The following is a 26,913-nucleotide window of genomic DNA, read 5'->3' as shown; positions in this document are numbered from 1 at the left end:
GTTGACGGATCTCTCTACGAGTGTTATATTTTGTCTTACAAAATTTCTTAATTATCTTAAGAGGTTGATCATTATGTCATTCCTATCCCACCTACGAGTCTTGATTATTAGCTAGGGCCTTGGCAATCGTTGAAAATTCAATCGATTGTCCGGGTCCTCCTTGGCGTAGGTGGGAGTCGGACAAAACTCCCATTCATCTTGAATGGGAGTTTTTTAGTTCCACAGTTTTAAAAAACAGAAAGGATGAGAGAGATTGAGAAGTGATGAGATCAAGAAAGGCGTGGATCGTGCTCCGGCAAGGAGTCTGCTCCGGGCAACAGGCGTCGTAAGAAACGAAGAGGATATGCACAAACCTTTTATTGCGGTATGTAATTCCTATGTGGATATTGTTCCCGGACATGTCCATCTTCGCGAACTCGCCGATGTAGCAAAAAAAGCGATACGAGAAGCAGGCGGAATCCCATTCGAATTTAATACTATTGGCGTCGATGACGGCATCGCGATGGGGCATATCGGCATGCGTTACTCACTCCCAAGCCGCGAGTTAATTGCGGACGCGGCGGAAACGATGATCAATGCCCACTGGTTTGACGGTGTGTTTTACATTCCGAACTGTGACAAAATCACGCCCGGGATGCTGCTGGCGGCTGTCCGCACGAATGTCCCTGCAATATTCTGTTCCGGCGGACCAATGGAGGCTGGATTATCCGCTACAGGCAAGGCATTGACACTGTCCTCCGTTTTCGAAGGAGTGGGTGCCTTTAAAGAAGGCCAAATGACCAAAGAACAATTTCTTGATCTGGAAAAAACGGCCTGTCCGACCTGCGGATCCTGCGCCGGTATGTTTACCGCAAATTCGATGAACTGCCTAATGGAAATGATTGGTGTCGCCCTGCCTGGAAACGGAACCACTTTAGCGACTTCGGAAGAGCGCCGCGACCTGATCCGAGAATCCGCGGTTCGATTAATGGACCTTGTAAAAAACAATGTTCGTCCGCGTGACATCATCACCCCGGAAGCCATTGACGACGCCTTTGCCCTTGATATGGCTATGGGCGGATCAACCAACACCGTTCTCCACATGCTGGCCATCGCCTCAGAAGCCGGTATCGACTATGACCTGAATCGCATCAATAAAGTTGCTGAAAAAGTGCCCTATCTGGCAAAAATCGCGCCAAGTTCCTCTTATTCGATGAAAGATGTCCACGACGCGGGCGGTATGTCGGCAATTATCAAAACACTTGTTGATATCGGCAATGTCGTACATCCTGAACGAATCACCGTTACCGGCAAAACGATTCACGAAAATGTTGCAAATGCAGAAATTAAAAATCCGAATGTGATTCATCCGCTGGATCATGCCTACAGCAAAACAGGTGGTCTCTCCATTCTCTTTGGCAACATCGCGCCAAAAGGCTCTGCCATTAAAGCGGGAGGGGTTGATCCTTCCGTAAAAACGTTCACAGGCAAAGCAATTTGCTTTAACTCGCATGATGAGGCGGTCGAAGCAATTGACAATCACACCGTGCGCAAAGGTCATGTTGTCGTCATTCGCTATGAAGGTCCAAAAGGCGGCCCGGGCATGCCGGAAATGCTGGCGCCGACATCCTCGATTGTCGGTCGCGGGCTTGGAAAGGATGTCGCTCTGCTTACCGACGGACGTTTTTCCGGTGCGACGCGCGGTATTTCCGTCGGACATGTATCTCCGGAAGCTGCTTCCGGCGGTCCGATCGCCCTCGTTAAAGATGGCGATACGATCACAATTGATCTGGTCAAACGCACAGTACATCTTGCCGTGACCGACGAAGAACTGGCTGAGCGCCGTAAAGAACTAAAGCCATTCGTTCCAAAGGTTCGTTCCGGTTACCTTTCCCGTTATGCCGCACTGGTTACCTCAGCGCATACCGGCGGCGTCATGCGTTTGCCCGAAGCGTGGACGTCCGCCGGCGAACAAACCGGTACAGAAGACAAAGATCCGGTGCGCCAATAACAACAATTTGGGGGTTTAAATAGATAGTGACACAGAATCATGAGCAGTACTTTGATTGTCTGCTGACATAAAAAGAGATAAGAAAAAGGATAATCGAAAACAGAAAGGATGTTTAAATAATGAAGGCTATTGTCGCTACAGGACAATTTTTAGGTAAATATTTTTCACTATTCGTACTGGCCGCCGCCGCGATCAGTTATTTTCAGCCAAGTGTCATCACATGGGTACTCCCGTACGTCAACTATCTGCTCGGCATCATCATGTTCGGAATGGGCATGACTCTGAAAAAATCCGACTTTGCCGCCGTATTCAAGCGTCCAAAGGATGTCATCATCGGCGTCTGCGCGCACTACTTAATCATGCCGCTCATTGCCTTCGCGCTTTGTTTTGCATTCCGTCTGCCGCCCGCAATCGCTGTCGGTGTGATCCTTGTCGGCTGCTGCCCGAGCGGAACCGCGTCAAACGTTATGTGCTTTCTTGCGAAGGGGGACGTCGCGCTTGGTGTTTCGATTGGCGCCGTATCCACATTAATCGCGCCCGTCATGCTCCCTTTCATGCTGTGGCTGCTTGCGGGACACTGGGTTAAGATCCCGACCGCTTCGCTATTCGTAAGCGTTGTGGAAATCGTCATCGTGCCGATTGTTCTCGGTGTACTTGTAAATACTTTCTTCGGCAAGAAGGTGCACAAGGTAACAGAAGCATTACCGCTCGTATCAACGGTCGCTATTATCCTGATCGCCGGCGGCGTGGTTGCCGCGTCAAATAAAAACGGCGACTTGCTGACCGCCAGCACATTGATTATTATACCTGTTGTCATCCTTCATAATCTGCTCGGCTACGCACTAGGCTTCTTCTTCAGCCGCCTGCTTGGAATGAGTCATCCGAAAAGCCGGGCGATCACGTTCGAAGTCGGCATGCAGAATTCGGCACTCGGTGTCGCGCTGGCCATGGCGTTCTTCTCGCCCGCCGCCGCCATACCTGCAACACTGTTCAGTATCTGGCACAACATGTCCGGCTCTCTGCTCGCTTCCTATTGGGCCGGAAAACAGAAGGCTGAGAAAAACGCTGTCTCTGAAGCTGATGCGGTCACAACGCAGTAATCATTTTATTGAAATGCTTTAATCGGCCTTAACAAGAATAAACGCAGCCTGCTTCGGAATATGCTAAATTACGTTGACTTTATTTATTGCAAATGCTATATTTTCAAGACCAAATTTGTTCTTTCAATGGTTTACCGGATCCTTCTATATCAGACAGATAATCACCGCAATGAGGGATTCGAAAAAAGTCCCCGTTCACATGGGGACTTTTTAAGTATTGACGGGAATACCCGAAACGAAATTAAGGGATACAAGCAATTCCTGGTAAGTTCTCTGCTAAGTGACAAAAAACAAACGAAAACAGAAGGGATGTATGTTCCTTGAAGACAATCTCAAGAATGGGCGCCTTTGTAAGCGCACAATTTGTATGGTTTGTTCTCGCCGCTGCCGCCATTGCCTATTTCCAGCCAAATCTCGCTGCATGGGTCATTCCTTATGTCCCTTACTTACTTGGTGTTGTTATGTTTGGGATGGGCATGACCCTTAAACGATCCGACTTCGCAGGTGTTTTCAAAGCACCGAAAGAAGTAACTCTCGGTGTCGTCGCTCACTACCTGATCATGCCCGTTTGCTCATTTGCCGTTTGCGCGCTCTTTCAGCTTCCGGATGCAGTCGCAGCCGGAGTGATTCTCGTCGGCTGCTGTCCAAGTGGAACAGCTGCGAATGTTATGTGCTACCTATCCAAGGGAGATGTTGCGCTTGGTGTTTCTATCGGCACGATGACCACATTTATCGCCCCAATAATGCTCCCTGTTCTCCTGCTCATATTTGCCGGACATTGGGTGAGCATTCCCGTTCTCTCACTTTTTATCAATGTACTTGAAGTTGTCGTGCTGCCGATTGGGCTCGGTCTCGCCGCAAATGCACTTCTGGGAAAACGAATCGCCAAGGCAACTGCCGCTCTCCCGCTTGTCTCAACATCAGCCATCCTGCTGATCATTGGCGGTGTCGTAGCCGCAAACAGCGCGCGCCTGTTTGCGGCGGAAATGCTCATCCTGATCCCGGTTGTTGTACTGATTAATGTGCTCGGCACTGCGCTCGGCTTTCTTGCCGGCAAACTGTTCGCTGTCAGTCCTATAAAAAACCGGGCGATCACTTTTGAGGTCTCTACTCAGAACTCCGCACTCGGTCTTTCACTTGCTCTGCTCTTTTTTTCTCCGGCGGCAGCTGTGCCTGGCACTCTGTTCAGTGTCTGGCAAAACATCTCCGGACCCATACTCGCCTCTTACTGGGCTGGAAAAACGGCTAAAGAAGAGACGCTAAAGTCCGAACAAACGCCTGATCCGGCTTGACCGCAAGCAGCAACAAAGCCCGTGAACGAATCGGTTCACGGGCTTTGTTTGTTTTTATTATTTATTATAGATCCGAATCAATGCTGCTTCAGGTGAGGCGGGCGTTGTTGTTTCGGGAACAACCGCTTCGTACTCATTTGTATTAGTAACAAGAACCATTGTCGTTGTATCACAACCGGCTTCTTTAATCTTATCCGGTTCAAAGGTTGCCAGAACATCGCCTTTCTTCACTTTCGCACCGGCTTCAACCTTCGGAGTAAAATGTTCTCCCTTAAGTTCAACCGTATTAATCCCTATATGAATCAGAAGTTCCGCACCTGACTTAGCCTTTATGCCATAAGCATGTCCGGTTGGAAAAGCCACGGTCACTTCGCCGTCGACCGGGGATGTGCAGACTCCTTTTTTCGGAATCACACCGGCCCCTGAACCCATCACTCCGGAACTGAACACCGGATCATCAACCTTTGCAAGCGGCACCGCATCGCCTTCGATCGGACTGTTGATCGTATCCACTAAGGTTAGATCAGATGTGTCTACCTCAGGTTCAGCCGAATCAATCGCAACCGCTGCCTCTTCCTGATCCGCCAAACCAAGCTTCGCCGTTTTCTTTTCGGTCAGACTTTTCTTCCCGGAAGTCACCTTTGCAAACAATTTTTCTGTATTGCTTTCGTTAAATCCCAAAATGAGTACAAGAAGGAACGAACTGAGTAAAGCGACAAGGAAACCAATAAATGCCCATACAATACTAGAATTTTTCCCAATGAACAGTGGCATTTCAAAGACGTTCATGATCGGCGTATAGCTGAAGCATTTCACACCCGCCGCACTGACTACGGCGCCACCGAGCGCGCCGCCGACAAGTCCGAAAATAAAACCTTTTTTATACTTTAGGTTAATGCCGTAGATGGCCGGCTCGGTGATTCCGAAGAATCCGCTGATCGCAGCCGAGATAGCAATTTCTTTGTTCTTCAATTTTTTCGCTTTAAAGATCGAAGCAGCAACTGCGCCGAATTGACCGGCAACAGCGACCATCATGACCGCCAGCAGCGTATCATAACCATACGTTTGAATATTGATCATTGATATAGGCAAAATGCCCCAATGCAAACCGAAAATAACAAAGATCTGGAAGGTCGCGCCGAGAATACCCCCGGCAATAAGCGGGCTTAGTTCATATAAAAATTTATAACCATACGCAAGTCCCGTACCCAGAGCCGTGCCAAGCGGACCGATGACAAGAAACGTCAGCAATCCGGCAACAATCAACGTCAGAAAAGGAACGAAAACAAGCTGCATTACCGCAGGCAAATACTTTTTAAACCAGCGCTCAATATGACTCTCCAGCCAAATCGCGAGAATGGTCGGAATGACCGCGCCTCCATAAGTCTTAAAGTCAACGGCGTAGCCCCACAGATGAGCAACCTTCGGAATTTGACTGTCAGTGAGCGGATAAATCATCGCAGCAGCAAGCGCGACGGCAATATATCGGTTTGTATTGAATTTATCCGCAGCCGTAATGGCAATAAAAATCGGCAGCAAGGTGAACACGCCACTAGCTAAGGTATTGATGATAAGAAAAATTGGTGAATTCGCCGGGAGCCAATGAAAGGTCGCAATGAGTATCGCCACGCCTTTCAATACACCCACACCCGCAAGCACCGAAATAAACGGTGTAAAAATACCCGAAATGACAGCAACAAAGCGTTCAAACCAATTTTCCGATTTCGCCTCCTCTTCATCCTCGGACGAAGCTGCGGACGATTTACTGTCTACCGCACTAAAGCCGTATTGATCCATGATCGCTTCATAAACCGGCACCACTTCATCGCCGATAACGACCTGATACTGACCGCCGGCACTGACTGCGGTCAGTACATTCGGCAAAGCTTCAAGGTTTTCCTTATTAGCCTTGTTCTGATCATTAAGCCTGAAACGCAGCCGTGTCGCACAATGGATCAAGGACTTGACATTCTCCCTGCCTCCGACATTCGCGACAATATCGTTTGCTAATTGACCGTAATCCTTTTTTCCCATTTAGGAACCTCCCATTAACCGTTTCCATTAATGAATGACGATAAAAAATACGCTCGTATTGTGAATTTTTTTAAAGTACTTGCTTATATCATTTTTGCTTAAATAGAAGTTCATGAATTAAGAATTTATTGTGCACAAAATGTTATTCGGTGTAAACAATTGAGCGAATTCAGTGTAAAATAAAAACGCTTTCGTGTCAAATTAATTTTCATGAAAAATAATTTCTATTCGTTCTATTTTTCAACAAACAGCAGTTTAATACATTGAAAAAATTATCCATTGGTAAGTTCTGAGCAGAACAGTGGCAACGCAAATGATACAGTTAATAAATTCTAGTAAAAGGTTTACGAGAAAAGGGAAAAGCCCCCACATTTGGAAACCTTTCAAATTTTTGTTTTAACTTATAAGAAATCGCTTTGACATTTTGGAGGTTCGCTTTTACTTTTGCACCGTTGTTTCTAGGTATTAACGTTCACTTTTGTGACATTAGCTTTAACTCGCATTGTCGTTAATTCCATACTTCACCGTCTATCTTTTATCGCGGCAAACGCCTCTTCAGGAAACAACTTTATTGTCATAAACCACAGGTATTTAGGTACCGCATGCAGAGTGCAGTGATAGGAAGTGGACACCGTCCGTTGAAGTTCCTCTCTTTGATCTGAATGTTTATTCTTTCTTACTTCATTTAAGAAAAAAATCACCGGTCTCCCGATGATTGGTCAATATGATTCATTTAGATCATTTCAGTGAAAAAATGGTGGTGAGTGCTGACCATCGCCTGAGAAGGCGCATCAGGGTCCAGGTCATGCTTCACACTGTTGACTGCTATTGGCCCTTCCACAAATCCTGCGGCGATTAAGTATAGCTTCTGCGGATAAGAGGCAGCATTGCCGATCGCAAAGATGCCTTTAATCGAGGTCTCCATTCGCTGATCAACCAGAATTCCATTAGTTTCCGTTTCAAGTGCCATGCCCCACTGTTCAAGCGCACCGAGACCGCATTGAAAACCGTGGTTTACAATCAGTGCATCCGCCTTGATCTGTTGCAGGTGATCTCCCGCATCACGAACCGTTACATTCCGTAATTGACCGTTCTCACCGGAGAGTCCCGTTACTTCGCTTGCATAGTTCACTTGAACCCCGTATTGATTCATTCGCTCAAGATTATGCTCAAGCGCATGTGTGAACCTTTCACCACGATACACAACGGTTACACGTTTGCATAGTGGTGCGAGTTCCGCTGCCCAGTCAAGTGCCCCGTTGCCTCCTCCGGAGATAACGACATTTTTTCCAGAAAATTGCTGTATACGGCGCACCGCATAAAACAGACTGGTTCCTTCATATTCGCGAGCTTCCTCTAATTGAAGCCTGTTCACTTCAAACGTGCCGCTTCCAACTGCCAAAATGATTCTGCGCGTATAATGCAGATCGCCGTTTGTACTGATTAACTTAAACGTGCCATCTGCCCGCCGCTCCATGTCTGCAATGGCCTGATTTTTAATGATTTTCGGCTGGAACGTTTCCGCTTGCGTTTGAAGCTGGTCGATTAATGCTTCCCCTTTAATTCCGGGAATACCCCCGAGATCATAAATTGTTTTTTCAGGATAAAAATGTGTGACCACGCCACCCAAATCATTTCTCGCTTCAATAAGTTTTGTCTTGAGTGCCCGCATACCGCTGTAGAAGGCCGTATAGAGACCGGCCGGTCCCCCGCCGATTATGGTTACGTCATATAAATCGATCATTGATAAACTCCTTTATTTAGTGATGCCAGACGCCGCAGCTTGCTCTCCATATCAGAACAGCATACTCTGCTTATGTTGCCAGGAATAAATAGAAAACCGGTAAACAATACTATTAAGATGCGTTTCTAATCATTACTCTATCGTTATTTTATATGATAACGATATTCATTATCAATTACAACTATATTCAGATTTTTTCCCACCTGTGCTCAGCACTGCAAGAACGAAAGTCCGGCACTATATGGGCATCTGACAGGCAGGGAAAATCTTGAGGTGTATCAGCGTCTTCTTGGACTGCCGAAAAGCAGAATTGCTAAAGTACTTGAAACGGTTGGACCAAGTGATGTGAGCCCACGGAAACGGGCCTCCAACTATTCGCTTGGCATGAAGCAACGGCTTGGTATCGCTATTGCCTTGTTAAACCAGCCGAGGCTGCTGATTCTGGACGAACCGACAAACGGGTTGGATCCAATTGGTATTCGTGAAATGCGCCAACTTATCCATTCGTTTACTGATGGAGAGATTACGGTCATTATATCCAGCCATATCCTTTCAGAAGTTGCGCAGATTGTCGATGATATCGGCATTATTACTAAGGGCGCGCTCCTATATCAAGGTGCACTCAAACAACTGATGCAAATGCATCGGGGCAAAGATCTGGAAGATCTGTTTTTGGATTATGTAGACACAACACATTCAAGGGCTGCTAAAGACGTTAACGCGACCTCATCAGGTCCCAAGTAAAGGCAAATTACTTGGGACTTTGTCTCGCGCGTTTCATTGCGCCGAAGCAGAACGGGTATTCAATTTCAGCCTCTTTATCCTTTTTCAATGCGGTATTCGGCAATCTCCGGCCGAACTGAATATCGGCCAATCTATTTCGCATCTCCTTCAGCATCTTTCATTTTCCGCTCAGCATGGATATAAAAACCTTTAGGATCGTTTAATGAAGATTATCCACAAGTCGATATTTTATCGTTTCCTAAACAAAAAAACTGCCGGCAGGTTGCCAAGCAGCTTTAACAGTACCTATGAATCAATAGCTGACAATCATCCATTTTTCAATCGGCATAAAGCCAACCTTTTTATAAATCCGTCCTGCCGCCGGGTTGTCGTAAAACAGACAGGGCTGTTTATGCTCCGCACTAAGTGCTCGGATTGTTTTACTCAGACAGCTCGTGGCAAAACCTTGATGCTCGTACTCCTTTTTCGTACAGACGCCGACGATCATCGCTGCACCCGCTGTCTCGGCAACCGTCGAGACGCTGCTGACCGGCTCATTATTTCTTTCAATATAATAAGTTCGTGAAATACCTTTGTCCATATTCTTCTGAATTGTTGATGAAGTATCGGAATAATTAGTAAATATTGATTTTCGAAGTGCAACGATTTTCCCTGCCTCTTCAGGAAAAAGCATCTTCACGTCTTTGCGAATGAGCGTCTTATCAATAGAAAGCAGGGGATCCCGCTTCGCATAGTGGCACAATTGTTTATTCAAAACCGGCAGATCGATATGCGCAATAACTTTTTCCACTAAATGCTGCAGCCCGGACAAATGCTTCACTTGGCTGCTCTCCACGATCACTTTCGCCCAGCCCCTGCCGTCAAGCAGCTTAGGATCGCGCGCATAGGGAATGAAATTGCCTAAATAACGAAGTAAAATACTTAGCAGTTCTCCCTGTTCATTAAAATCTCCCCACAAAGTGATCGCATCACCTTCTATACCGAAGGCCTCAATATCTCCAAGTATAAATAAGTTTTCTGCCGGCCGCCCGCCGGCAAATGTTAAGACTTGATCTCTGTCTTTCTCCGTGAGCTGTCGAATCATACGCGCGAGCCCCCCTCTATTTTCGGTTTTCTGTATTAAAAATACAGCACGATTCCAAGGACTGCATCATTATGTCAATGATTACATTTATGCACACATCCGAACGCATTGCCCGGACAATGATTTGTCTAATATTTTAATTGATTTACGAATAAATGGTTGTGACAGGCCGCACATTTATGCGCCACATTTTTATGATTGGCACACATCATTTCGGTACGGGCAGATCTGCTCATTAGGAAGATCCCGTGCACAGCCCTGTTCTTACTTCCGCAGGATGCGGTAGCTTTCTCGTTGCATACAGACAGACATATGCGTATTTAGTAAAAGTTCCTTTACTCAAATGTGGTTTTGAATCAGCAACATTGTCTTGAACAGACCTTCAGCTGCTCGCTTGCCGCAGTCGCACCGTGAACCTCTTCAGACACGCTCGTATCTGCGGGTCTTCCGACTTTGCATAAAGGGTATGCCAATAAAAAAACAAGTGAAAAGATTATGGATACTCACAATTGTACATTTCGTAATACCCGCGCCTTACGGTTCAGCGTCACGCATCCAGACGAGGGGTTCTTGAAAAAAGAATGGTTCGTCCTATCGGTCTCTTAATTAAATCTGGCGAGAGTAAATAAGCGGAGATTTTCCGCTTATATGCGTTATGGCGCTTCTTTCGCGGGTAAATAAGGAGAATTTTTTCGCTTATACAAAGAAAAACTCTTCGTTTTCACGTTTTTCGATTCAATAAGCGGAATTTTTTCGTCTATTTATCAGATTTGACGCTTAACCTGATCGCCTACGAATCTTATAACTTATTATCGTACCAGGCATAACCAAAACTTTCTTTTCTTGCAATAAAAGAGCAGAATCTGCTTCTGCTCTTCGTCTTTTATGCTTTATTCATTCGTCCAGTCAATCGCAATTTGATACGGAATCGGATCAATCAATCCTGTTTCTTTAAAGCCTTTGATTCGCAAGCGACAGCTGTCGCATACCCCGCATGCTTTCTCGCCACCATTATAGCAAGAGGTCGTCAGCCGGTAGGGGGCACCGAGCTCCACGCCTAAGCGAACGGTTTCTGCCTTGGTCAGATGCATCAATGGTGTTTTGATCGTCAAATGGCGCGCACTGACACCGGTTTTTGTCGCCAAATTAATCGTCTGATTCATACTCTGGATAAATTCAGGGCGGCAATCCGGATAACCACTGTAGTCAACCGAGGATACACCGGTAAAAATCGTTTCTGCACCGATGACCTCGGCATACGCCGTCGCAAGCGAGAGGAAAATCATATTCCGTGCGGGAACATAGGTCACCGGTATCCCCTTTTCAGTTCCGTCATCAGGAACATGGATGGAAGTATCGGTCAAAGCACTACCGCCGAGCTGCCTGAAAAAATCGAGATCTACAATGCGATGCTGCGCAACTTCGTAGAAAGCAGCAATTTTCTTCGCCTGCTCGACTTCACGCTGATGACGCTGCCCATAGCAGAATGTGATCGGGCAGAGTTCATAGCCCTCGCTTTTGGCAATGCTCATACAGGTTGTGCTGTCGAGCCCTCCACTGAGTACAATAACTGCTTTTTTCACAACTAATCGCTCCTCCATATTGTGCTTTTCTTAGCGATTATCAATGCGTTCCGGATACAGATCATGCTTGCTCAGTCTGTCAAAAGCGACCTGCTCCCAACGCGTCCCTTTTTTGCCGTAATTAACGTACGGATCAATGCTGATGCCGCCGCGAGGCAGGAATTTTCCCCAGATCTCTAAGTATTTCGGATCCATGAGCCGAATCAGATCATCGGCGATATTATTGACACAATCCTCGTGAAAATCACCATGATTACGAAAGCTGAATAAATAAAGCTTAAGCGATTTGCTCTCAACCATCCGTTGTGCAGGAACATAGCTGATATGCAATGTCGCGAAATCGGGCTGATGGGTGATTGGACAAAGGCTCGTGAACTCAGGAAAGTTAAATTTAACAAAATAGTCACGCTCCGGGTGCTGATTTTGAAAAGCCTCCAGCAGCCTGGGATTATAGTCGAACGTGTAGGTGGCCCCTTTATTCTCAAGCAGGGTTAATCCTTCATTTTTTCGATCACTCATCACAAACACCTCTCAGTCTTGATTTAGTATCGTGCTTACCCGAGCGCTTTCCCGCATGCGAATCCAGTGCACAATTAAATAGATCACCGGGACACCAATGACCGCGTAGGAAAATTTAAGCACATATTCAGTGCCGATTGTTGTCAGAATCGCTGTAATAGGCAGAGTGCCGGCAAATCCGACAAACATGAATACGGTTGAATCAGCAAGCTGGCTGATTGCTGTACTTAACAGACTCCGCAGCCAGAGCATCTTTCCCTTTGTCCGCTTCTTCAGTCCGACAAACAAAGCAATATCGAGCGTTTGGGATAGGCTGTACCCACAAAGTGAGGCTGCAACAATGCGTGGCATTGCGCCAAGTGTTCCGGCAAAAGCCTCCTGCCCCTTCCAAAAAGGCGCGGCAGGTAAATGAATCGCCGCCTGGAGAAGCAGGGTAAACAAAACATTTGCAAGCAGACCGATCCAAACGATTTTCTGAGCGACCGGTTTGCCCCAGCATTCTGTAATACTGTCTAATACAAGAAAAGTGAGTGGATAGATGATGATGCCCGACGTCATGGAATAGCCGCCGATGGAAAAAAGCTTCGATGCGACTAAATTTGCGGCAATGAGGCAGGTCATAAAGACCATCGATAAAAAAATAAGTTTGAAAGGGATGTTTACTTTCAATTGCTGATGATTCACTTCGATCACTCCCGTAGTTTTTTTGGTACGGCAGAGGAGGGTCTCGAACTCTGCCAAGCTTGCAACTTCTTGATTATAGATTGGCTTTGCCGGATTGACAAGAAGACAAAGCATCTTTTTTGCGTACTCCGGACGAATCTTGCTGAAAAAGCGGAAACCGATCAGGTTAATTGAATCATTCCGTCTATGCAGCAACACTTCTCACAAACTAGGTTTTGTTCCTGTCAAACATGTGCTTCGCTCGATTCGTCAAAATCTGCGAGCTCCCATTCTTTGCGTTGCGAGCAACAACAGCATACGAAATTGTTGACCTGCTTGATATGACCGGCTGCCCGTCAAGTCGAAAAACTCCGTTCTTGCATGACAGCGCTGCTGCAAGTAAAACGGTGCCAGCTACGCTTCTTATGCACGTCACCACGTGATCCTATTCTGATTAATCCCCCTGCTCACCTGCATTCCTTCCGTTTTTAATGATCTGTTGAAGCAGATGGGCATGCCTAGAATCCATTTCATGAGATTCCTCAAAAAAACGATTCAGAAAGCTAAGCATAAAAAGATGACGCTGCTCCGCAAGTTGTTTTCCCGTTTCTGTGTTCATACGATCGTGCAGGAGCAGCAGTTTTTCATAGAAATGATTTATTGTTGGCGACTGCTGCGTTTTATATTGATCAGCAGTTTGATGCACTGCCGGCGAAACATTAGGATCAAACAGTGCTCTCCTTTTATAGCCGCCATAGGCGAACGCCCTGGCTATTCCGACCGCGCCAATCGCGTCCAACCGGTCGGCATCTTGTACAATCTCTCCTTCTAAACTCGTCATTGGTGTCCGGACCCCGGCACTCTTGAACGATAGCTCACGAATAATGGTACATACATCTTCAATGACGGAAACATCAGTATTTTGCGAGCCGAGCCACTCTGCTGCTGCGCGTGGACCTGCCTCATCGTTACCGCCGTTGAATTTCCAATCAGCGATGTCGTGCAAAAGTGCTGCGAGCGCGACGACATCTTCTTTAATGCTCATGATCGCCTCGCCTGCCACAATCTGCATGCTCGTCTCATAAACACGGTGAATATGCCACCAGTCATGCCCACTGCTTTCTCCATAAAATTTCTCTTGAACATAATTCGCCGTGCGCGCAACAAGATCCATCGCATCCATCCTCTTTTCTTTTTTTATTATATCTTACAAAATAAATCTTCATCATAATTTGTTCTCAATGATTGACGACACTTCTTGATCTATGATTCACATAATGCCTGTTATAATAGATAATAGACGATAGATACGGCATTAACCGAAGGAGGTCTTCCCTGTGTCACTCATTGACCAGCCACTCTGGCGTGTGATCGATCAGTCAACCCTTGGCCAAGGGTTCGACGGCAGGCAATCATTTGCTATTGATGATGCGATTTGCCAAGCGGTGGGTACGGGTGAATCGCCATGTACAGCCAGACTGTGGGTACATCATCAAACCGTGATGCTTGGCATTCAGGACACAAAACTCCCGCACTTTCAGGATGGATTAACCGTTCTGCGCGACCACGGATTCACCTATATCGTACGTAATTCCGGAGGTCTTGCTGTCGTTCTTGATGAGGGCGTCCTTAATCTTTCACTGATCTTTTCCGAAAAAGGTCGCTCGCTTTCTATAGATGATGCGTTTCAAGCAATGGTCGATTTCATCCGCAAAGTACTTTCACCAATCGGCGTCTCGTTCGAAAGCGGAGAGATCACCCGATCCTACTGCCCCGGGAGATACGATCTCAGCGCTGCCGGGAAAAAATTTGCCGGCATGTCGCAGCGCCGCGTGAAACAAGGGGTTGCCGTGCAAATCTATCTCTGCGTCTCAGGCAGCGGATCCGATCGTGCGCGCCTGATTCGCGACTTTTACCTGCACGGATTGAAACAAGAAACGACACGTTTTTCTTATCCGGACATCGATCCGAACGTGATGGCATCCCTCGAAGAGCTAACAGGGAAAGCATGCACATCAGCGGAAATCACGCAGCTGTGTCTTCGAACCTTGCGATCGATTGCGCCGATTCGCTCATCCGATTCGCTTTCAGGTGAAGAAGTTCGCTATTTTGGACAATACTATGATCGCATGATTCAAAGAAATGAAAAAATCCTCGGTACAAATTAAACCAATTGCCCCAGCATGAGGATTACGGCGTTCGAAACCTATTATCAGCACAACAAACAACACGATTAAAGGAGAAAGAGGGTGATGAGGAACGTGCTGATTAAGGGATGTGGTATCATTGCCGCTCTGTTTCTGTCATTGACCTTAACTTCCTATATGCCCTCCTTTCAGGCAAACAGCGTATCGGATCTTGCAGATAAAGTACATGCTGGCAATTCAGAACAGGCAGAAAAAAACCAGTCATCCAAGCAAGAAGCGATCCCGGTTGATTGGGACAAGCCATCAGGCGGAAGCTATCCCGTTCTGACAAAAAACGAACCGATTTGGATTGATGTTTCGATAAAAGATCAGAAAGTATATATAAAAAAAGGCACGAAAACTTTGTATACGATGATTGCGTCAACCGGAAAAGATACAGATCCGGATACGACAACACCGACGGGGACGTACTATATTCAAGCCGAGCGCGGCAAATGGTTCTATTCACCAAAGTACAAGGAAGGCGCAAAGTATTGGGTTTCATGGAAAAATCACGGTGAATTCTTGTTTCACAGCGTGCCGATGGATCAAAACAAACAGATACTGACTGCGGATGCCGAGAAATTAGGCGAAAAAGATTCACACGGATGCATCCACCTGACTGTCCCCGACTCAAAATGGATTTATGAGCATATTCCGTACAATACAAAAGTGGTCATTCACAGTTGAACATAAAAATAAGCAGCCGAAGCTCAAAACGGAGCCGACTGCTTATTTTTTATTTTATTATTACCCATTTATGCCATTGAAAAGGAGTTTCTCAGCTGATTGGCTCTGCTGCCTTCCACAACAACCAAGCATTCCTCGCCAAGCGATAAATTTTCAATCAATGCGCTCAACCAATCAGACATCTTGTGTATTTGCTTCACTTGATTTTTTCCGTAAATGTATACATCCTGTCCCATTTTTTCACAGTGTTTGTAAAATCGAATCATTTGCTTAACGCGAAATGCGGCAGCATAGACTTTAAAAGAAAAGATATTCTTCATGATTCGTTCTCCTCCTTGAATCTTTCGCAAGCCTTTCCTTTTACTTACCTTAAGCTTACATTCTTATTATGAACTTTTGATTAATAATAAGAAGAGCATGAGAGAATTTCAGCACTCATGAAAATTTTCCCATAGAAAAACCGGGCAAAAACCGCCCGGTTCCAAATTGCAATGTATTGAGTGATTATGCTTTGATGTCGCGCCGCGTGAAAAAGGCCCAGCCGACCAGTACAAAGATGACATAATACACGGCAAGTACAGTCAGCGAGAATCCGAGCGTCATTTCCTCGCGCAGCGGCGTTCCGGCAGTATACTGAGTCAGGTCCGTATTGGCAAACAGGACATACTTAACCCAGTCAAATTTTTGTAGAAAAGTAATCACAATGGATGAGGCCATCATGGTGAATATCGACAACCCAATCGCCAGACCGCCGTTGCGGAACATCGAGGCAATCAGTGCCGCAAATGTGACCATCATAAAAAGCGAGACACAGTTCAGCAAGTAGTTCTTCCATACGTCAATTGTCCAGCTGGATTGATAAACAGTTCCATTATCATAGAGCAGATGTGCTTCACCCGCTCCGCCAAAGCCATACAGGATCCCTCCGAGCAGCCATGAAGCGATAAAGAGCGTGATCAAACAGGCAACCGTAAACAGCAGTGCGGAAACATATTTAGAAAGCAGAATCTCGGTACGGTAAATCGGCCGGGTCAGAAGCAGTTTAATCGTCCCGGTATCAAATTCGCTGGCAATTGATGTCGATACAACGATAATGGTAAAAATACTGATGACCATGATAAGGCCCGACGCGGTATCGTCCACAAACTTCCACAAGGTTTCACCTTTTTGCGGTTTCAGATTATGTTCAATACGGTACTCATTAATAGCAATCTCTTTCTTAAAAGATTCCGTCACCTGTTTGTTTCCTTTAATCGACACCATTTGCTTGTTCAATTCTTTATTTTCCTGAGCTAGCGTTTGTTTCCAGTGTGGGTCGTCCTTGGGCTGATCGCCGGAAAATTTGATGATCAGACCTGCGGCAAGGATCAGACCCAGCATAATAATCAACATGACCTTTGCAGAGCTTCTGCGGTAGATTTTCATATTCTCATTTTGAAGTAATCCGAAAAAGTTACTCAACGCTCTTCCCCCCTGTTACTTCCAGGAATCTGTCTTCAAGTGATTTTGCAACAGTGATGACACTGTAAATCTTGATCTTCGAGATGACTAAGGTGTCGATGACTACCGGAATTTTATCATGATCAACCGGGACCTCAATGGTTGTTTCATCAGGAGCAGCCGCATCGATCGACAGTTTATCTTTGACGATCTGCGCGGCAAGTCTGGCATCATCGACCTGCATCCGCACTTTCGCGGCTCCTTTTTCGATGAACTCACTGACTGTCTCTACGCCGATCAGCTTGCCCTTTTGCAGAATACCGATCCGGTCACACATCAGTTGCATTTCTGTCAGCAAGTGACTTGACACAATAACAGAAACATTTTCCTCACGTGAAAGCTTATGCATATAGTTGCGCAAGTCATGGATTCCTTGAGGGTCCAGCCCGTTTGTCGGTTCATCCAAGATTAATACGGACGGGTGGTGCAGCAATGCCTGAGCCACACCGAGCCGCTGACGCATCCCAAGTGAATAGCGCTTGACCTTTTCGTGAATTCGATCCTGCAGTTCGACCAGCTTCACAACTTCCATAATCCGATCCTTGCTGATGCCGGGGATCATGCGCGCATAGTGCAACAGATTTTGATAGCCCGTGAGGAATTTATACATCTCCGGATTCTCTACGATCGCTCCAACCTGACGAATCGCTTTTTTAAATTCGCCCTTGATGCTGTGCCCTTGTATGTAAATATTGCCTTGGGACATTCGCATCAGACCGACAATCATTCGAATCGTTGTCGTTTTCCCTGCTCCGTTGGGTCCGAGAAATCCGAACACCTCGCCGCTGTAAATATCAAAACTTAAATCATCAATAATCGTCTTTCCGCCGATCCGCTTGCTTACATGTTCCAGCCGAACTGACGGTTTGTTTGCTTCGGCATTATTGCTCATACTTCTCCACCATCCAATCCACTAGGCTTAAATTTTCATTACAACGAATATCTTCGACGCTTTCACGCTCTAGGATCACTCCGTTCTTGATCAGAATAACTGTGTCAAGCAGCGGCTCAATTTCCTGCAGTTCATGTGTGGTTAAAATGACGGTCTGCTTTTCCAAATCAATAAATGAAATCAGTCCTTTAATAATCGAGCTGCGCACCATCGGATCCAACCCGGAAAGCGGTTCGTCCATCAGAATAAACGGTACTTCTCGCGCGAGCGTCACGACAATCTTCAACCGGCCGCGATTTCCTTTCGAAAGATGCTTGACCTTTTGACTGCGGTCGAGCTTCATAAAATCAAGCATCTCCTCCGCTTTTTTACGATTGAAGTCAATAAAGGTCTGCTCGTACAAGTCAACGGTCTGCTTAACGGTAAAAAAAGAGTAATAGGTATCCAATTCAGACAAATAGGCGACCTTCCGGCAGATTCTGCGATTTGCGATTTCTCCGTCAACCAGAACCGTACCACGCGTGGGTCGAAGAAGCCCCGCGATCAGTTTCAAGGTCGTCGATTTCCCGCTCCCATTCGATCCGATCAGGCCGACAATATGTCCGGGTTCAATTTGGAGACTGATGCCGTCCAGCGCTTTTTTCGTCAAATAACGCTTGGTTACTCCTTCTAACTGAATCATTGATCTTCCTCCTTTGTATCTAAATAATCCTTCAATCCGGCAAGCATTTCTGTACTTGAATAACCCATTTCTCGCATTTCAGAGACAAAAAGACGAATATGACTGATCTTTAATTCCTCACGCATTTTTTCAAGTATGCGCGGATCTTCGGTTACAAAGGTCCCTTGACCTCTTTTTTTCGCTACAATTCCGCTGTCTTCTAACTCTCTGTATGTTCGCTGTACTGTATTAGGATTCACACTGGAATCAATAGCCATATCGCGCACGGACGGCAAGCGCTCGCCCATTCCGATTTCTCCGCGGATAATTTTGTTTTTGATCCGCTCGCACAATTGCAAATAGATGGGAACAGATGGATTGAATGATTGTGCCATGCTCGCTTGCCTCCTTGAAGTTGATTTCTATATTCCCGTTCATTATGAAGCTTCCAACTCATGATCCGTAAGCCAGGCAGTAATAAGGAAGAAAATTGCAGTAACAATCAGATCAAGGACGATGCTCCCAATGTACAGAGGTTCTGTGCCGAGATCCGCCCAGAAACTGTTGAAGTCTTGAGATGCGGTATTGGCTCCTGTTGGTATTAACAAATGGGAAAAGAAACTCGCCGGCACGGGTCCCCAATTTGTCAGCACATCAAAAATACCGAATTGTGTCAGCTTGTTGTCAATATAACTGTAAATGCCGATTCCGACGATCAGTACCAGCCATGACCATTTGCCGATTCGCGAGCGCATCGTCCGCTGAACTGTCCACAGAAACAGGAAACCGACACCACCGCCGATTCCGCTCCAAAGCAAAATCGCTATCGCAAAAACAGCTAATCCGAATAAAGACAGCTCCTGCGGAACATCATCCAATCTGGCAAGACTCACCCATGTATAGCTGCCTACCACTACCATGGTCACAATAAAATAAACCAACGCTCCCGATAATTTCGCCAAGAGCATCGCCCACGCCGGAAGCGGATTCTGCATCCAGAGATGAAACGTCTTGCGCTCTTGTATCACGTTAAAGAGCAGATAGACTGGAACATAGAACAGCAGGAAGACAGTCAGCATGACCCCGATCACTACAGGAGCCACATCTGAATTGCTGCCAAAACGCAGATTCAAAAAAATGCCCAGTCCCATTAATAGAAGCTGCAAAATAAGAAAAATCATGAATGCCATCCAGCCCAGCCGCAATTCTTTTTTTAATAATGCAAACCAAATAGACATAGCTCTTCCCCCGTTTTCATATTATTGTATTAGTTATATAGTACACTAGAATATTAATATTGTCAACATTAGATAGCGCATAGGTTTACAGTTTCTCTACGCCAAGAATAGTGACCACAAGATTGGAAAGAAGCAGCAGAATCATCGGAATCGACGTAAAAAAGTATAGCCACAGACGTTTTTCAGGAAGCCTTCCGCGTATACCGCTTAATTTTTCTTTAATAGTGCGCTTATTTTTATTAAGGAAAGCGCAGCCGGTACCAATGAAAACAATGGCCATAATGATGTCAAAAACATTTGACCACATGGCCGAAGGAAGCGCGCTAAATCCTTCACTGAACAAATTATTCGCGATGTGAATCAGTACGGTTAACCAGATGCCGTAGGTTTTCGCTAAATAACCAAGCACGATGCCGATCGCGAAGGCCATAGGAATTTGAATGATATTCCCGTGCATCATACTGAATAGCAGTGCGGAAATCGTAATCGCAAAAACAGACCCAAACCGCTCCAAGCTGCGCATCACAACGCCTCTATAGACAAATTCTTCAAGGATCGGCCCGATCAAACATGTATATACGAGCATACTTGTTGTCTTGGAACCTTCCAAGATTTCTTTTGACGGATCGGCCGTATACCCGAAAAGATTGAGCAGCCACTCCACAGGATACATCACCGATGAAATAATGGCGTTCACCCCAAGCACCGCAATCAGTCCTAGGACAAATACATTGACCGTCATCCTTCGCTTCGTCGTTCTCAGATCATAAGTAAAGAACTTCTTTTTCCGGTAAATCAAGAGCGGGATAAACGCAACCAAAACCGCCGCAATCATCGGCCATCCGCTCTCACTCACAGGTGTTATCACCCGCGCCTCAAACTGCTGTTCCGTTAAATGGGGATGAAGAAACATCGCTTGCAAAGTCAACACGATCAGATAAATGCCAACAACGCTCCACAACACTCCTGTCTGAAACAGGAGTGTAATCCCCAAGTGACGAAAATATTTTTTTACCTTTTTTCGTTCTTTCCTGATCTCGTTCATTATGTGCCTCCTGGTCTCACAGTATTAGTATCACAGTACACTAGACCATTGATATTAGCAACAGACATAGACAAATAAGTACGATTATTGTTAACAGGCAAGATATGCTATAATAAATCGACAAACTTGATTAAATGGAGTTGAAGAAGTCTTTGCTACTTGATTACAATCAAAAATTATCGATTTTCGAATCGTTTCCTGAACTAGAGCGCAAATCTGTTTCCCTGGGACGAGTAAATTTTCAGTATCCGGGAAGTGCCGCGAATAAGAAAACCGTCGTGTACCATCTGCATCCGAACGGCAACGGCTATGTATACGCAAAGGACATTGAAGGCTACGAAGCTGATTCGAAAGGTATGGTCAACATTCGTGCTTTCTCCGGAGAGGAGCTTCACACACTGGTGAAAAAAACGATTTTCGCCCTCTCCCCTGAAGGTGTTTATAAAAAGGAAACAGCTGACGGGAATGATCACGAACAATGGGTAACACCAAGCGGGCGGCAGGAACTTGAAATCATCTATGACAACGAGCTTTGGAACGTTTATGCAGGTGATGAACTCGATGGAACATTCCGTAGCTATAAAGAGGCAGCAGAATATTTAGTTGAAGAAGGATTTGTTAAAAAATAAAGGAATCGCCGCGAGTCTGCGGCGATTTTTTCATTAAGTCAATTTTTTAATGTTTAGACCTCGATTCAGTTCCTTCAGCTTCAATCAATCGGTCATGCTGCAATGAGTGTTTTCTTCTGACTTTAATTTTCAGATATGCATTAAACATAATTTATAATCAATCTATAATATATATCACAATATTAATTGTTTTATTTGAATTTATATTGACAGTATTCTTTTGGGCTATTAAACTATAATTGTTTAATTGAAAATGATTATCATTACCGATTTAGGAGGCCTGACTATGAAATTTAGTCGGTGCATCGGTGCATCCATGCTGATTATCTTGATTGCAATGCTGTCAATGTATCCGTTAACCGTACAAGCGAAAAAAGCGGTCGATGTATCCCCCGCGCTCAACGATCTGAATCATGCGATCACCGCACTGCAACATGGGAAATCTGCCGAGACGGATTATTCATCTTTTAAAAAATGGTGGCAAAACAATAAAACCACCGTCTCAAAGAGCTCCCTTGATGCATCGATCCAGTTGAGTCAGGATATCAGCTCTGCTTCTCTGGATTTGCTTAACGGCAATCGCGCGCAATCGATTAAGAGTCTCAGTGCGCTGCGGCAGACGCTTCAAGACTATCAAAGCGGTCTATATGGCGGAACGACAAAGTCGGGGCACCAGTCCCTGTCTTCTTACATAACCGAGCTCGGCAACGCAAAGCAGTCGATGAGTCAGAAGGACTGGGTCACTGCTGCATCTCAGGTCAAACAGCTTCAGCAGGATTGGTTGTCCGTTGAAGGCGACGTCGTCAGCCAATCGCAAAGCATTTATACCGAATCCGAGAAAAATTTGGTCATGATGGATGCTTACCTTGCCGATCCGAAGATGCATGCAAAAGCGCTGCCGCTGGTCGAAGAAATGATCACAAGCCTGAAGCCGCTTGCCTCAGCGAACTATGGGATGTGGGACGCAGCCCTGATTCCGATTCGCGAAGGCCTTGAAGCTCTGCTGGTCATCGGAGCTCTGCTAACCTTTGCCCGCAAAGCAAATTCAAAACCTGCGAAGGTGTGGATCTGGAGCGGAACAAGCCTCGCTGTTCTTGTCTGCCTCGCAGTCGGCGTGCTCGTTTCCTTCCTGCTCTCCGTCGCAGCCTTCGGGAACAACAACTCATTGATCAACGGCTGGTCCGGAGTAATCGCGAGTCTGATGCTGCTGTATGTCGGTTACTGGCTGCACCGGAATGCGGACATAAAACGTTGGAACGCGTTTATCACATCCAAAACCAGTCAGGCGATCAGCAAGCAAAAAATGATCTCCTTTGCCGCGCTTGCATTTATCGCCGTTCTTCGCGAAGGGATGGAGACGGTCATCTTCTTAATCGGAATGGCCGGGCGCATGCCGGCAGTACAACTGGCATCAGGAATCGCTGCCGGCTTCGGCGTCCTCATTGTCATCGGCTTTCTCATGCTGAAACTCGGTGTCCTGCTGCCGCTTCGCCCGTTTTTCATGATCTCGAGTTTTGTCGTCTTTTATTTATGTTTCAAGTTTATGGGGTCCGGTATTCACAGTCTGCAAATGGCAGGCATTCTGCCGTCAACGGTTTCGGACACGCTGCCATCGATCAACAGTCTGAGTATTTTCCCATCATGGTACAGTACGATCCCGCAAGTCGCATGCTTACTGCTCTTCATTTTCATCATTCTTAAGGAGCGACGAGCAGCGGCATCACATTAGAAAACTTGTGAGGCTACGCTTCTAGCGAAGGTGAAGACCTAGCTGCACTTATAGTATAAAACAAAAAAACATGCCAGGGAGGCTTAATCATCACTATGAAAAGTCAAAAGAAAATGGTCTTTCTATTATTAATCGCGATCCTGCTGTTGCCGGTCATCACCGCATGCGGCAGCACGCAAAAATCCAGCAGCAGCAAAACATCACAAGCAACAAATGATCCGGTCAAGCAAGGCACAAATAAAATGAAGCAACTCAACAACAAGCTTCAAGCCGCACTGAAAAAGAACGATACGGATGCAATCAAAAAATACGGGAAACAAATTAACACGCAATGGCTTTCCTATGAAAACGGCGTACGCGATCGATTCCCACTCCAATACGCGAAAATTGAACGCTATCAGCAGCCAATTTACGCACAATCCAATCTCGCCGATCCTGACGTTGCGCAGATAAAAGAAAACAGCACCGCATTAACCGGACAATTGAACGATCTGCTTACTGCGAAGGAAACCAAAACCAAACCATCAAAACAGATGGATCAAGCGGTTGACGATTATCTCAAATATGCCGATGAACAAATCGACATGCTTGTGAAAACAACCAAACCCTTTGTCAAGGCGGTTAAGGCCGGCGATGTTGAAAAAGCTAAGAAACTCTACACACTGCCGCGCATCTACTATGAACGTGCCGAACCGATCGCTGAAAGTTTCGGTGATTTGGATCCGGCAATCGACGCCCGCATTAACGACGTCGACAACGTCTCTAAATGGACCGGTTTCCACGAAATCGAACGCGCGTTGTGGGAAAAGAACAGCCTCAAGGGGCAGAGCAAGTATGCTGACAAATTAATGACCGATGTGCTTGATCTTCAGAAAAAATCAAAAACATTTAAATTAACACCGAAGGCAATGGTTGCCGGTGCAATGGAACTGCTTGAAGAAGCCGCGACAAGCAAGATTACCGGCGAAGAAGAACGCTATTCTCACACCGATTTAGTCGACCTGCAAGCGAATGTCGATGGTTCCGAAGCCGTTTACCAGGCAGCAATCCCTGCGCTTAACGAGGGGCATAAGGATTTGGCCAACCAAATCGACAAGCAATTTCAGGCATTCGATAAACAAATGTTGAAATACAAAAAGTCCGACACAGAATACGAAGACTATACAAAATTGAGTAAAGACCAAATCCGAGAAATCAGCAACGAACTTAGCAAACTCTCAAAGCTGATGGCTCAAACGGCGAAAATCTTCTAACAAGAAAGAGGTCGATCGCAAATGGATCATGAGGAACTTGGTACTCCGCAGCAAAAAAAGGGCTATTCCAGACGGGAAATGTTAAAAATGTCAGCACTTGCCGGCGGCGGAATCGCCCTCGGTGCGAGCGGGTTGGGTGCAGCGCTTGAGCTGTTTGGCGACAAGGCGGCAACAGACCCCGCGAACGAATCAAAAATTCCTTTTTTCGCGACGCATCAAGCCGGTGTGACAACCGCGCAGCAAGGCTACGGTTATCTCGCGGCGTTCGACATTGATCCGTCAATCCATGACGTAGCGAAAATTATGGCACTCTTTATTACCTGGACACGCCTTGCCGCAACGTTGATACAGGGCAAAAGGGAAATCAACAGCAGCAACAAGGAATTGCCGCCGAATGATACAAATGAGGCGCGCGATCTTGGCGCCGCCAATCTGACGATCACCTTTGGTCTCGGACATTCCTTTTTTATGAAGAACGGAAAGGATCGGTTCGGTCTCGCCAGTCAAATGCCGAAACAGCTGACGCCGATGCCCCGTATCGCTCATGAAACGCTCGATCAGTCAATCTCCAACGGCGACATCTGCGTTCAGATTTGTGCCGACATTCAGCAAGTCGCATTCCATGCCTTGCGCAACCTGATCAAAGAAGCACTCGGAACAGCGAATATCCGCTGGATGGAAACAGGCTTTCTCAATGGTCCAAAGGGAAAAACACCGCGAAATCTGTTTGGTTTTAAAGACGGCACGGCTAATGTCACCGACCCCGATGACCAAAACAAGGTCGTTTGGACAAGCAGCGATGAGCCGAAATGGATGCGCGGCGGCACGTACCTCGGTTATCGGAAGATTAAAATGATTATCGAGACATGGGATCGGGATTCTTACAGTGATCAAGAACAGGTCATCGGCCGCAAAAAAAATTCCGGAGCCGCTTTCGGACGGACACACGAACATGAACCCGTCATTATAAGTAAACAACCGGGAGACTCGCATGTGGGTCTGGCGCACCAAACCGGTCAGAAAATTTATCGGCGCGCTTACTCGTATACAAACGGCATTCAGCCGGCAACCGGAAATTTGGACGCAGGACTGCTCTTCATCTCTTACCAGAACAAGCCTCAGGAAAGCTTCATTCCGATGCTTCGCGTACTGGGAAAGAGTGACGCGCTGAACGAATACATTGATCATGTCGCAACCGGCCTCTTTGCCATTCCGGCCGGAATTAAGAAGAACGAATATTTCGCTCAGCATTTATTTGAATGATTTTTCACAAAAGCCCTCGCGCAATTTTTTTGCGTGAGGGCTTTTAGCGATTGTAAGCAATCGTGACGAATGGCAGGATCATCCTGCCGACAAAGGCATGAAAATGGAATATCGCGAACTGACCGATAAGTGAAAGTAAATGAATCAAAGATATGTTGCACTCAAAAACAAGGTTAAGGACGCCGAGTAAATCGATAAGGTGTTTATCATACTTCGCAGCAGGAACAGAGGAAACAGTAAATGCACAAGGCACAAAATACGAGAATGTAACGATTCAAATTTGAAAATACAGCATGGTTATCATGTTTTTCGTTGACCTATCAGATAAATGAATATATACTATTATTGACCTATTAGGTAAAACATTGCTTAGTATAAAGGAGCTGCCATGCCAGCAAAATTATTCGATTTAGACCGTCAAAGAAGGGACGCTGTTCTAAATGCCGCATTAAAAGAATTTTCATTACAAGGGTATGACAATGCTTCAACCAATGTAATCGCAAAAGAAGCCGGAATTTCTAAATCCCTCATGTTTCATTATGTAAGTAGCAAACAGGAACTTTTCCTTATTGCGTATGATTACTTCGCAGGCCTAATGAAAAAGGAATACTTTGAATTGATGAATTATGATGAAAAAGATATTTTCAACAAATTACGACAATCATATCTTTTGCAAATAAAGCTGTTTGAAAAATATCCTTGGATTTCAGAGCTTAGTAAACTCACACGAGCTACTCATTCCGCCGAAATTAATAAGGAACTTGAAAACAGAGCGCACAATGAACATTTAAACTGTTACCCTAAACTATTTGATAAAGTAGATAAAACTAAATTTAGAAAAGGATTAGCTATTGAAAAGTGCAAGCAGATTATATTTTGGTCTAATATTGGATTTACCAATCAACTATTAGAGGACATTCGTAATAGTGATATAAACACCTTGAACAGCGAAGTTCTTATAAAAAAAATAGATGAGTATTTTGATGAACTTAGAAAATTGTTCTACACATCACACCATGAATAAGCGCATGAAACATGTTCATTCTAAACGGAATGTACGCATACTTGTATTTG

Annotated in this window: 25 protein-coding genes and 1 pseudogene; 11 read left to right on the top strand and 15 right to left on the bottom strand. The window is 45.7% G+C overall.

The window, feature by feature from the left end; genetic code table 11:
- The first annotated feature begins 253 nt into the window (after positions 1-253).
- The 3 genes from ilvD to NIE88_RS07310 all read left to right on the top strand — a co-directional run bounded on the left by ilvD (position 254) and on the right by NIE88_RS07310 (position 4,382).
- On the top strand, positions 254-1,990 hold the full coding sequence (gene ilvD, locus NIE88_RS07320) for a dihydroxy-acid dehydratase (RefSeq protein WP_253060668.1): 1,737 nt from the start codon (positions 254-256) through the stop codon (positions 1,988-1,990).
- Between the two features lie 119 nt (positions 1,991-2,109).
- Entirely contained in the window at positions 2,110-3,090 is a 981-nt protein-coding gene (locus NIE88_RS07315) for a bile acid:sodium symporter family protein (RefSeq protein ID WP_253060667.1), read from the top strand.
- Between the two features lie 320 nt (positions 3,091-3,410).
- The gene (locus NIE88_RS07310; protein ID WP_253060666.1) at positions 3,411-4,382 is read left to right on the top strand and encodes a bile acid:sodium symporter family protein; all 972 of its coding nucleotides are present in this window, start codon (positions 3,411-3,413) and stop codon (positions 4,380-4,382) included.
- Positions 4,383-4,439: 57 nt separating this feature from the next.
- Here NIE88_RS07310 and NIE88_RS07305 read toward each other — a convergent pair whose 3' ends face one another.
- Positions 4,440-6,416: a beta-glucoside-specific PTS transporter subunit IIABC gene (locus NIE88_RS07305; protein WP_253060665.1), complete on the bottom strand. Its 1,977-nt coding sequence runs from the start codon at positions 6,414-6,416 to the stop codon at positions 4,440-4,442.
- Positions 6,417-7,149: 733 nt separating this feature from the next.
- The gene (locus NIE88_RS07300; RefSeq protein ID WP_253060664.1) at positions 7,150-8,160 is read right to left on the bottom strand and encodes an NAD(P)/FAD-dependent oxidoreductase; all 1,011 of its coding nucleotides are present in this window, start codon (positions 8,158-8,160) and stop codon (positions 7,150-7,152) included.
- 225 nt (positions 8,161-8,385) lie between these two features.
- Between NIE88_RS07300 and NIE88_RS07295 the strand changes: the two are divergent.
- Positions 8,386-8,904: pseudogene (locus NIE88_RS07295) on the top strand (ATP-binding cassette domain-containing protein); the annotation flags it as partial.
- 7 nt (positions 8,905-8,911) lie between these two features.
- On the opposite strand, the gene NIE88_RS22375 reads toward NIE88_RS07295, so the two are convergent.
- From NIE88_RS22375 to NIE88_RS07270, 6 genes are all read right to left on the bottom strand, one after another.
- Positions 8,912-9,034 (bottom strand): hypothetical protein, encoded by a 123-nt coding sequence (locus NIE88_RS22375; RefSeq protein WP_290446350.1) that lies wholly within the window; start codon positions 9,032-9,034, stop codon positions 8,912-8,914.
- A 162-nt stretch (positions 9,035-9,196) separates the two neighbouring features.
- Positions 9,197-9,988, bottom strand: coding sequence for a GNAT family N-acetyltransferase (locus tag NIE88_RS07290; RefSeq protein ID WP_253060663.1), 792 nt, complete (start codon positions 9,986-9,988; stop codon positions 9,197-9,199).
- A gap of 890 nt (positions 9,989-10,878) precedes the next feature.
- Entirely contained in the window at positions 10,879-11,571 is a 693-nt protein-coding gene (queC, locus tag NIE88_RS07285; RefSeq protein ID WP_253060662.1) for a 7-cyano-7-deazaguanine synthase QueC, read from the bottom strand.
- 30 nt (positions 11,572-11,601) lie between these two features.
- A complete protein-coding gene (gene queF / locus NIE88_RS07280; protein ID WP_253060661.1) occupies positions 11,602-12,090 on the bottom strand; it encodes a preQ(1) synthase in 489 nt (162 codons plus the stop codon).
- Positions 12,091-12,102: 12 nt separating this feature from the next.
- Complete coding sequence (locus NIE88_RS07275) at positions 12,103-12,969, bottom strand: queuosine precursor transporter (protein ID WP_253060660.1); 867 nt, start codon at positions 12,967-12,969, stop codon at positions 12,103-12,105.
- Between the two features lie 238 nt (positions 12,970-13,207).
- Positions 13,208-13,927, bottom strand: coding sequence for an HD domain-containing protein (locus NIE88_RS07270; RefSeq protein WP_253060659.1), 720 nt, complete (start codon positions 13,925-13,927; stop codon positions 13,208-13,210).
- Positions 13,928-14,090: 163 nt separating this feature from the next.
- Between NIE88_RS07270 and NIE88_RS07265 the strand changes: the two genes are divergently transcribed.
- Together NIE88_RS07265 and NIE88_RS07260 are read left to right on the top strand one after the other, a co-directional pair.
- Positions 14,091-14,921 carry a lipoate--protein ligase family protein gene (locus NIE88_RS07265; RefSeq protein WP_253060658.1) on the top strand — a complete coding sequence of 277 codons (831 nt, stop codon included), beginning with the start codon at positions 14,091-14,093 and terminating at the stop codon, positions 14,919-14,921.
- 126 nt (positions 14,922-15,047) lie between these two features.
- Entirely contained in the window at positions 15,048-15,629 is a 582-nt protein-coding gene (locus tag NIE88_RS07260; RefSeq protein WP_373689413.1) for a L,D-transpeptidase, read from the top strand.
- Between the two features lie 68 nt (positions 15,630-15,697).
- Here the strand turns inward: NIE88_RS07260 and NIE88_RS07255 are convergent, their stop codons facing one another.
- The 7 genes from NIE88_RS07255 to NIE88_RS07225 form a co-directional block, all read right to left on the bottom strand.
- Positions 15,698-15,949, bottom strand: coding sequence for a hypothetical protein (locus tag NIE88_RS07255; protein ID WP_253060657.1), 252 nt, complete (start codon positions 15,947-15,949; stop codon positions 15,698-15,700).
- Positions 15,950-16,133: 184 nt separating this feature from the next.
- Complete coding sequence (locus tag NIE88_RS07250) at positions 16,134-17,090, bottom strand: ABC transporter permease (RefSeq protein ID WP_253060656.1); 957 nt, start codon at positions 17,088-17,090, stop codon at positions 16,134-16,136.
- Positions 17,083-18,021: an ABC transporter ATP-binding protein gene (locus NIE88_RS07245; protein WP_253060655.1), complete on the bottom strand. Its 939-nt coding sequence runs from the start codon at positions 18,019-18,021 to the stop codon at positions 17,083-17,085. The genes NIE88_RS07250 and NIE88_RS07245 overlap by 8 nt, the downstream gene beginning before the upstream one ends.
- Positions 18,011-18,703, bottom strand: coding sequence for an ABC transporter ATP-binding protein (locus NIE88_RS07240; protein WP_253060654.1), 693 nt, complete (start codon positions 18,701-18,703; stop codon positions 18,011-18,013). Before NIE88_RS07240 ends, NIE88_RS07245 begins: the two co-directional genes overlap by 11 nt.
- Positions 18,700-19,077, bottom strand: coding sequence for a GntR family transcriptional regulator (locus NIE88_RS07235; protein WP_253060653.1), 378 nt, complete (start codon positions 19,075-19,077; stop codon positions 18,700-18,702). The genes NIE88_RS07240 and NIE88_RS07235 overlap by 4 nt, the downstream gene beginning before the upstream one ends.
- 42 nt (positions 19,078-19,119) lie before the next feature.
- Positions 19,120-19,920 (bottom strand): hypothetical protein, encoded by an 801-nt coding sequence (locus NIE88_RS07230; protein ID WP_253060652.1) that lies wholly within the window; start codon positions 19,918-19,920, stop codon positions 19,120-19,122.
- Positions 19,921-20,005: 85 nt separating this feature from the next.
- The gene (locus NIE88_RS07225) at positions 20,006-20,965 is read right to left on the bottom strand and encodes a CPBP family intramembrane glutamic endopeptidase (RefSeq protein ID WP_253060651.1); all 960 of its coding nucleotides are present in this window, start codon (positions 20,963-20,965) and stop codon (positions 20,006-20,008) included.
- A gap of 134 nt (positions 20,966-21,099) precedes the next feature.
- Between NIE88_RS07225 and NIE88_RS07220 the strand changes: the two genes are divergently transcribed.
- The 5 genes from NIE88_RS07220 (at position 21,100) to NIE88_RS07200 (ending at position 26,863) form a co-directional block, all read left to right on the top strand.
- Complete coding sequence (locus tag NIE88_RS07220) at positions 21,100-21,594, top strand: hypothetical protein (protein ID WP_373689411.1); 495 nt, start codon at positions 21,100-21,102, stop codon at positions 21,592-21,594.
- 286 nt (positions 21,595-21,880) lie between these two features.
- Positions 21,881-23,323 carry an FTR1 family iron permease gene (locus tag NIE88_RS07215; protein WP_253060649.1) on the top strand — a complete coding sequence of 481 codons (1,443 nt, stop codon included), beginning with the start codon at positions 21,881-21,883 and terminating at the stop codon, positions 23,321-23,323.
- A gap of 95 nt (positions 23,324-23,418) precedes the next feature.
- Complete coding sequence (efeO, locus tag NIE88_RS07210) at positions 23,419-24,576, top strand: iron uptake system protein EfeO (protein WP_253060648.1); 1,158 nt, start codon at positions 23,419-23,421, stop codon at positions 24,574-24,576.
- Between the two features lie 21 nt (positions 24,577-24,597).
- The gene (gene efeB / locus NIE88_RS07205; RefSeq protein WP_253060647.1) at positions 24,598-25,839 is read left to right on the top strand and encodes an iron uptake transporter deferrochelatase/peroxidase subunit; all 1,242 of its coding nucleotides are present in this window, start codon (positions 24,598-24,600) and stop codon (positions 25,837-25,839) included.
- Between the two features lie 388 nt (positions 25,840-26,227).
- Positions 26,228-26,863, top strand: coding sequence for a TetR/AcrR family transcriptional regulator (locus tag NIE88_RS07200; RefSeq protein ID WP_253060646.1), 636 nt, complete (start codon positions 26,228-26,230; stop codon positions 26,861-26,863).
- Positions 26,864-26,913: the final 50 nt, after the last annotated feature.

This window comes from Sporolactobacillus shoreicorticis (assembly GCF_024125445.1).
Taxonomy (GTDB): Bacteria; Bacillota; Bacilli; order Bacillales; family Sporolactobacillaceae; genus Sporolactobacillus; species Sporolactobacillus shoreicorticis.
The sequence above is the reverse complement of the archived record's forward strand: the minus strand, read 5'-3'. Positions and strand labels throughout refer to the sequence as shown.

Bases quoted from the DNA above. Each gene is read 5' to 3' on its own strand.
- NIE88_RS07215 (WP_253060649.1), top strand. From the start codon at position 21,881: ATGAAATTTAGTCGGTGCATCGGTGCATCCATGCTGATTATCTTGATT.
- NIE88_RS07240 (WP_253060654.1), bottom strand. From the start codon at position 18,703: ATGATTCAGTTAGAAGGAGTAACCAAGCGTTATTTGACGAAAAAAGCG.
- NIE88_RS07270 (WP_253060659.1), bottom strand. From the start codon at position 13,927: ATGGATCTTGTTGCGCGCACGGCGAATTATGTTCAAGAGAAATTTTAT.
- NIE88_RS07305 (WP_253060665.1), bottom strand. From the start codon at position 6,416: ATGGGAAAAAAGGATTACGGTCAATTAGCAAACGATATTGTCGCGAAT.
- NIE88_RS07255 (WP_253060657.1), bottom strand. From the start codon at position 15,949: ATGAAGAATATCTTTTCTTTTAAAGTCTATGCTGCCGCATTTCGCGTT.
- NIE88_RS07315 (WP_253060667.1), top strand. From the start codon at position 2,110: ATGAAGGCTATTGTCGCTACAGGACAATTTTTAGGTAAATATTTTTCA.
- NIE88_RS07225 (WP_253060651.1), bottom strand. From the start codon at position 20,965: ATGAACGAGATCAGGAAAGAACGAAAAAAGGTAAAAAAATATTTTCGT.
- NIE88_RS07230 (WP_253060652.1), bottom strand. From the start codon at position 19,920: ATGTCTATTTGGTTTGCATTATTAAAAAAAGAATTGCGGCTGGGCTGG.
- efeB (WP_253060647.1), top strand. From the start codon at position 24,598: ATGGATCATGAGGAACTTGGTACTCCGCAGCAAAAAAAGGGCTATTCC.
- NIE88_RS07300 (WP_253060664.1), bottom strand. From the start codon at position 8,160: ATGATCGATTTATATGACGTAACCATAATCGGCGGGGGACCGGCCGGT.
- NIE88_RS07290 (WP_253060663.1), bottom strand. From the start codon at position 9,988: ATGATTCGACAGCTCACGGAGAAAGACAGAGATCAAGTCTTAACATTT.
- NIE88_RS07245 (WP_253060655.1), bottom strand. From the start codon at position 18,021: ATGAGCAATAATGCCGAAGCAAACAAACCGTCAGTTCGGCTGGAACAT.
- NIE88_RS07220 (WP_373689411.1), top strand. From the start codon at position 21,100: ATGGAGTTGAAGAAGTCTTTGCTACTTGATTACAATCAAAAATTATCG.
- NIE88_RS07200 (WP_253060646.1), top strand. From the start codon at position 26,228: ATGCCAGCAAAATTATTCGATTTAGACCGTCAAAGAAGGGACGCTGTT.
- NIE88_RS07235 (WP_253060653.1), bottom strand. From the start codon at position 19,077: ATGGCACAATCATTCAATCCATCTGTTCCCATCTATTTGCAATTGTGC.
- efeO (WP_253060648.1), top strand. From the start codon at position 23,419: ATGAAAAGTCAAAAGAAAATGGTCTTTCTATTATTAATCGCGATCCTG.
- queF (WP_253060661.1), bottom strand. From the start codon at position 12,090: ATGAGTGATCGAAAAAATGAAGGATTAACCCTGCTTGAGAATAAAGGG.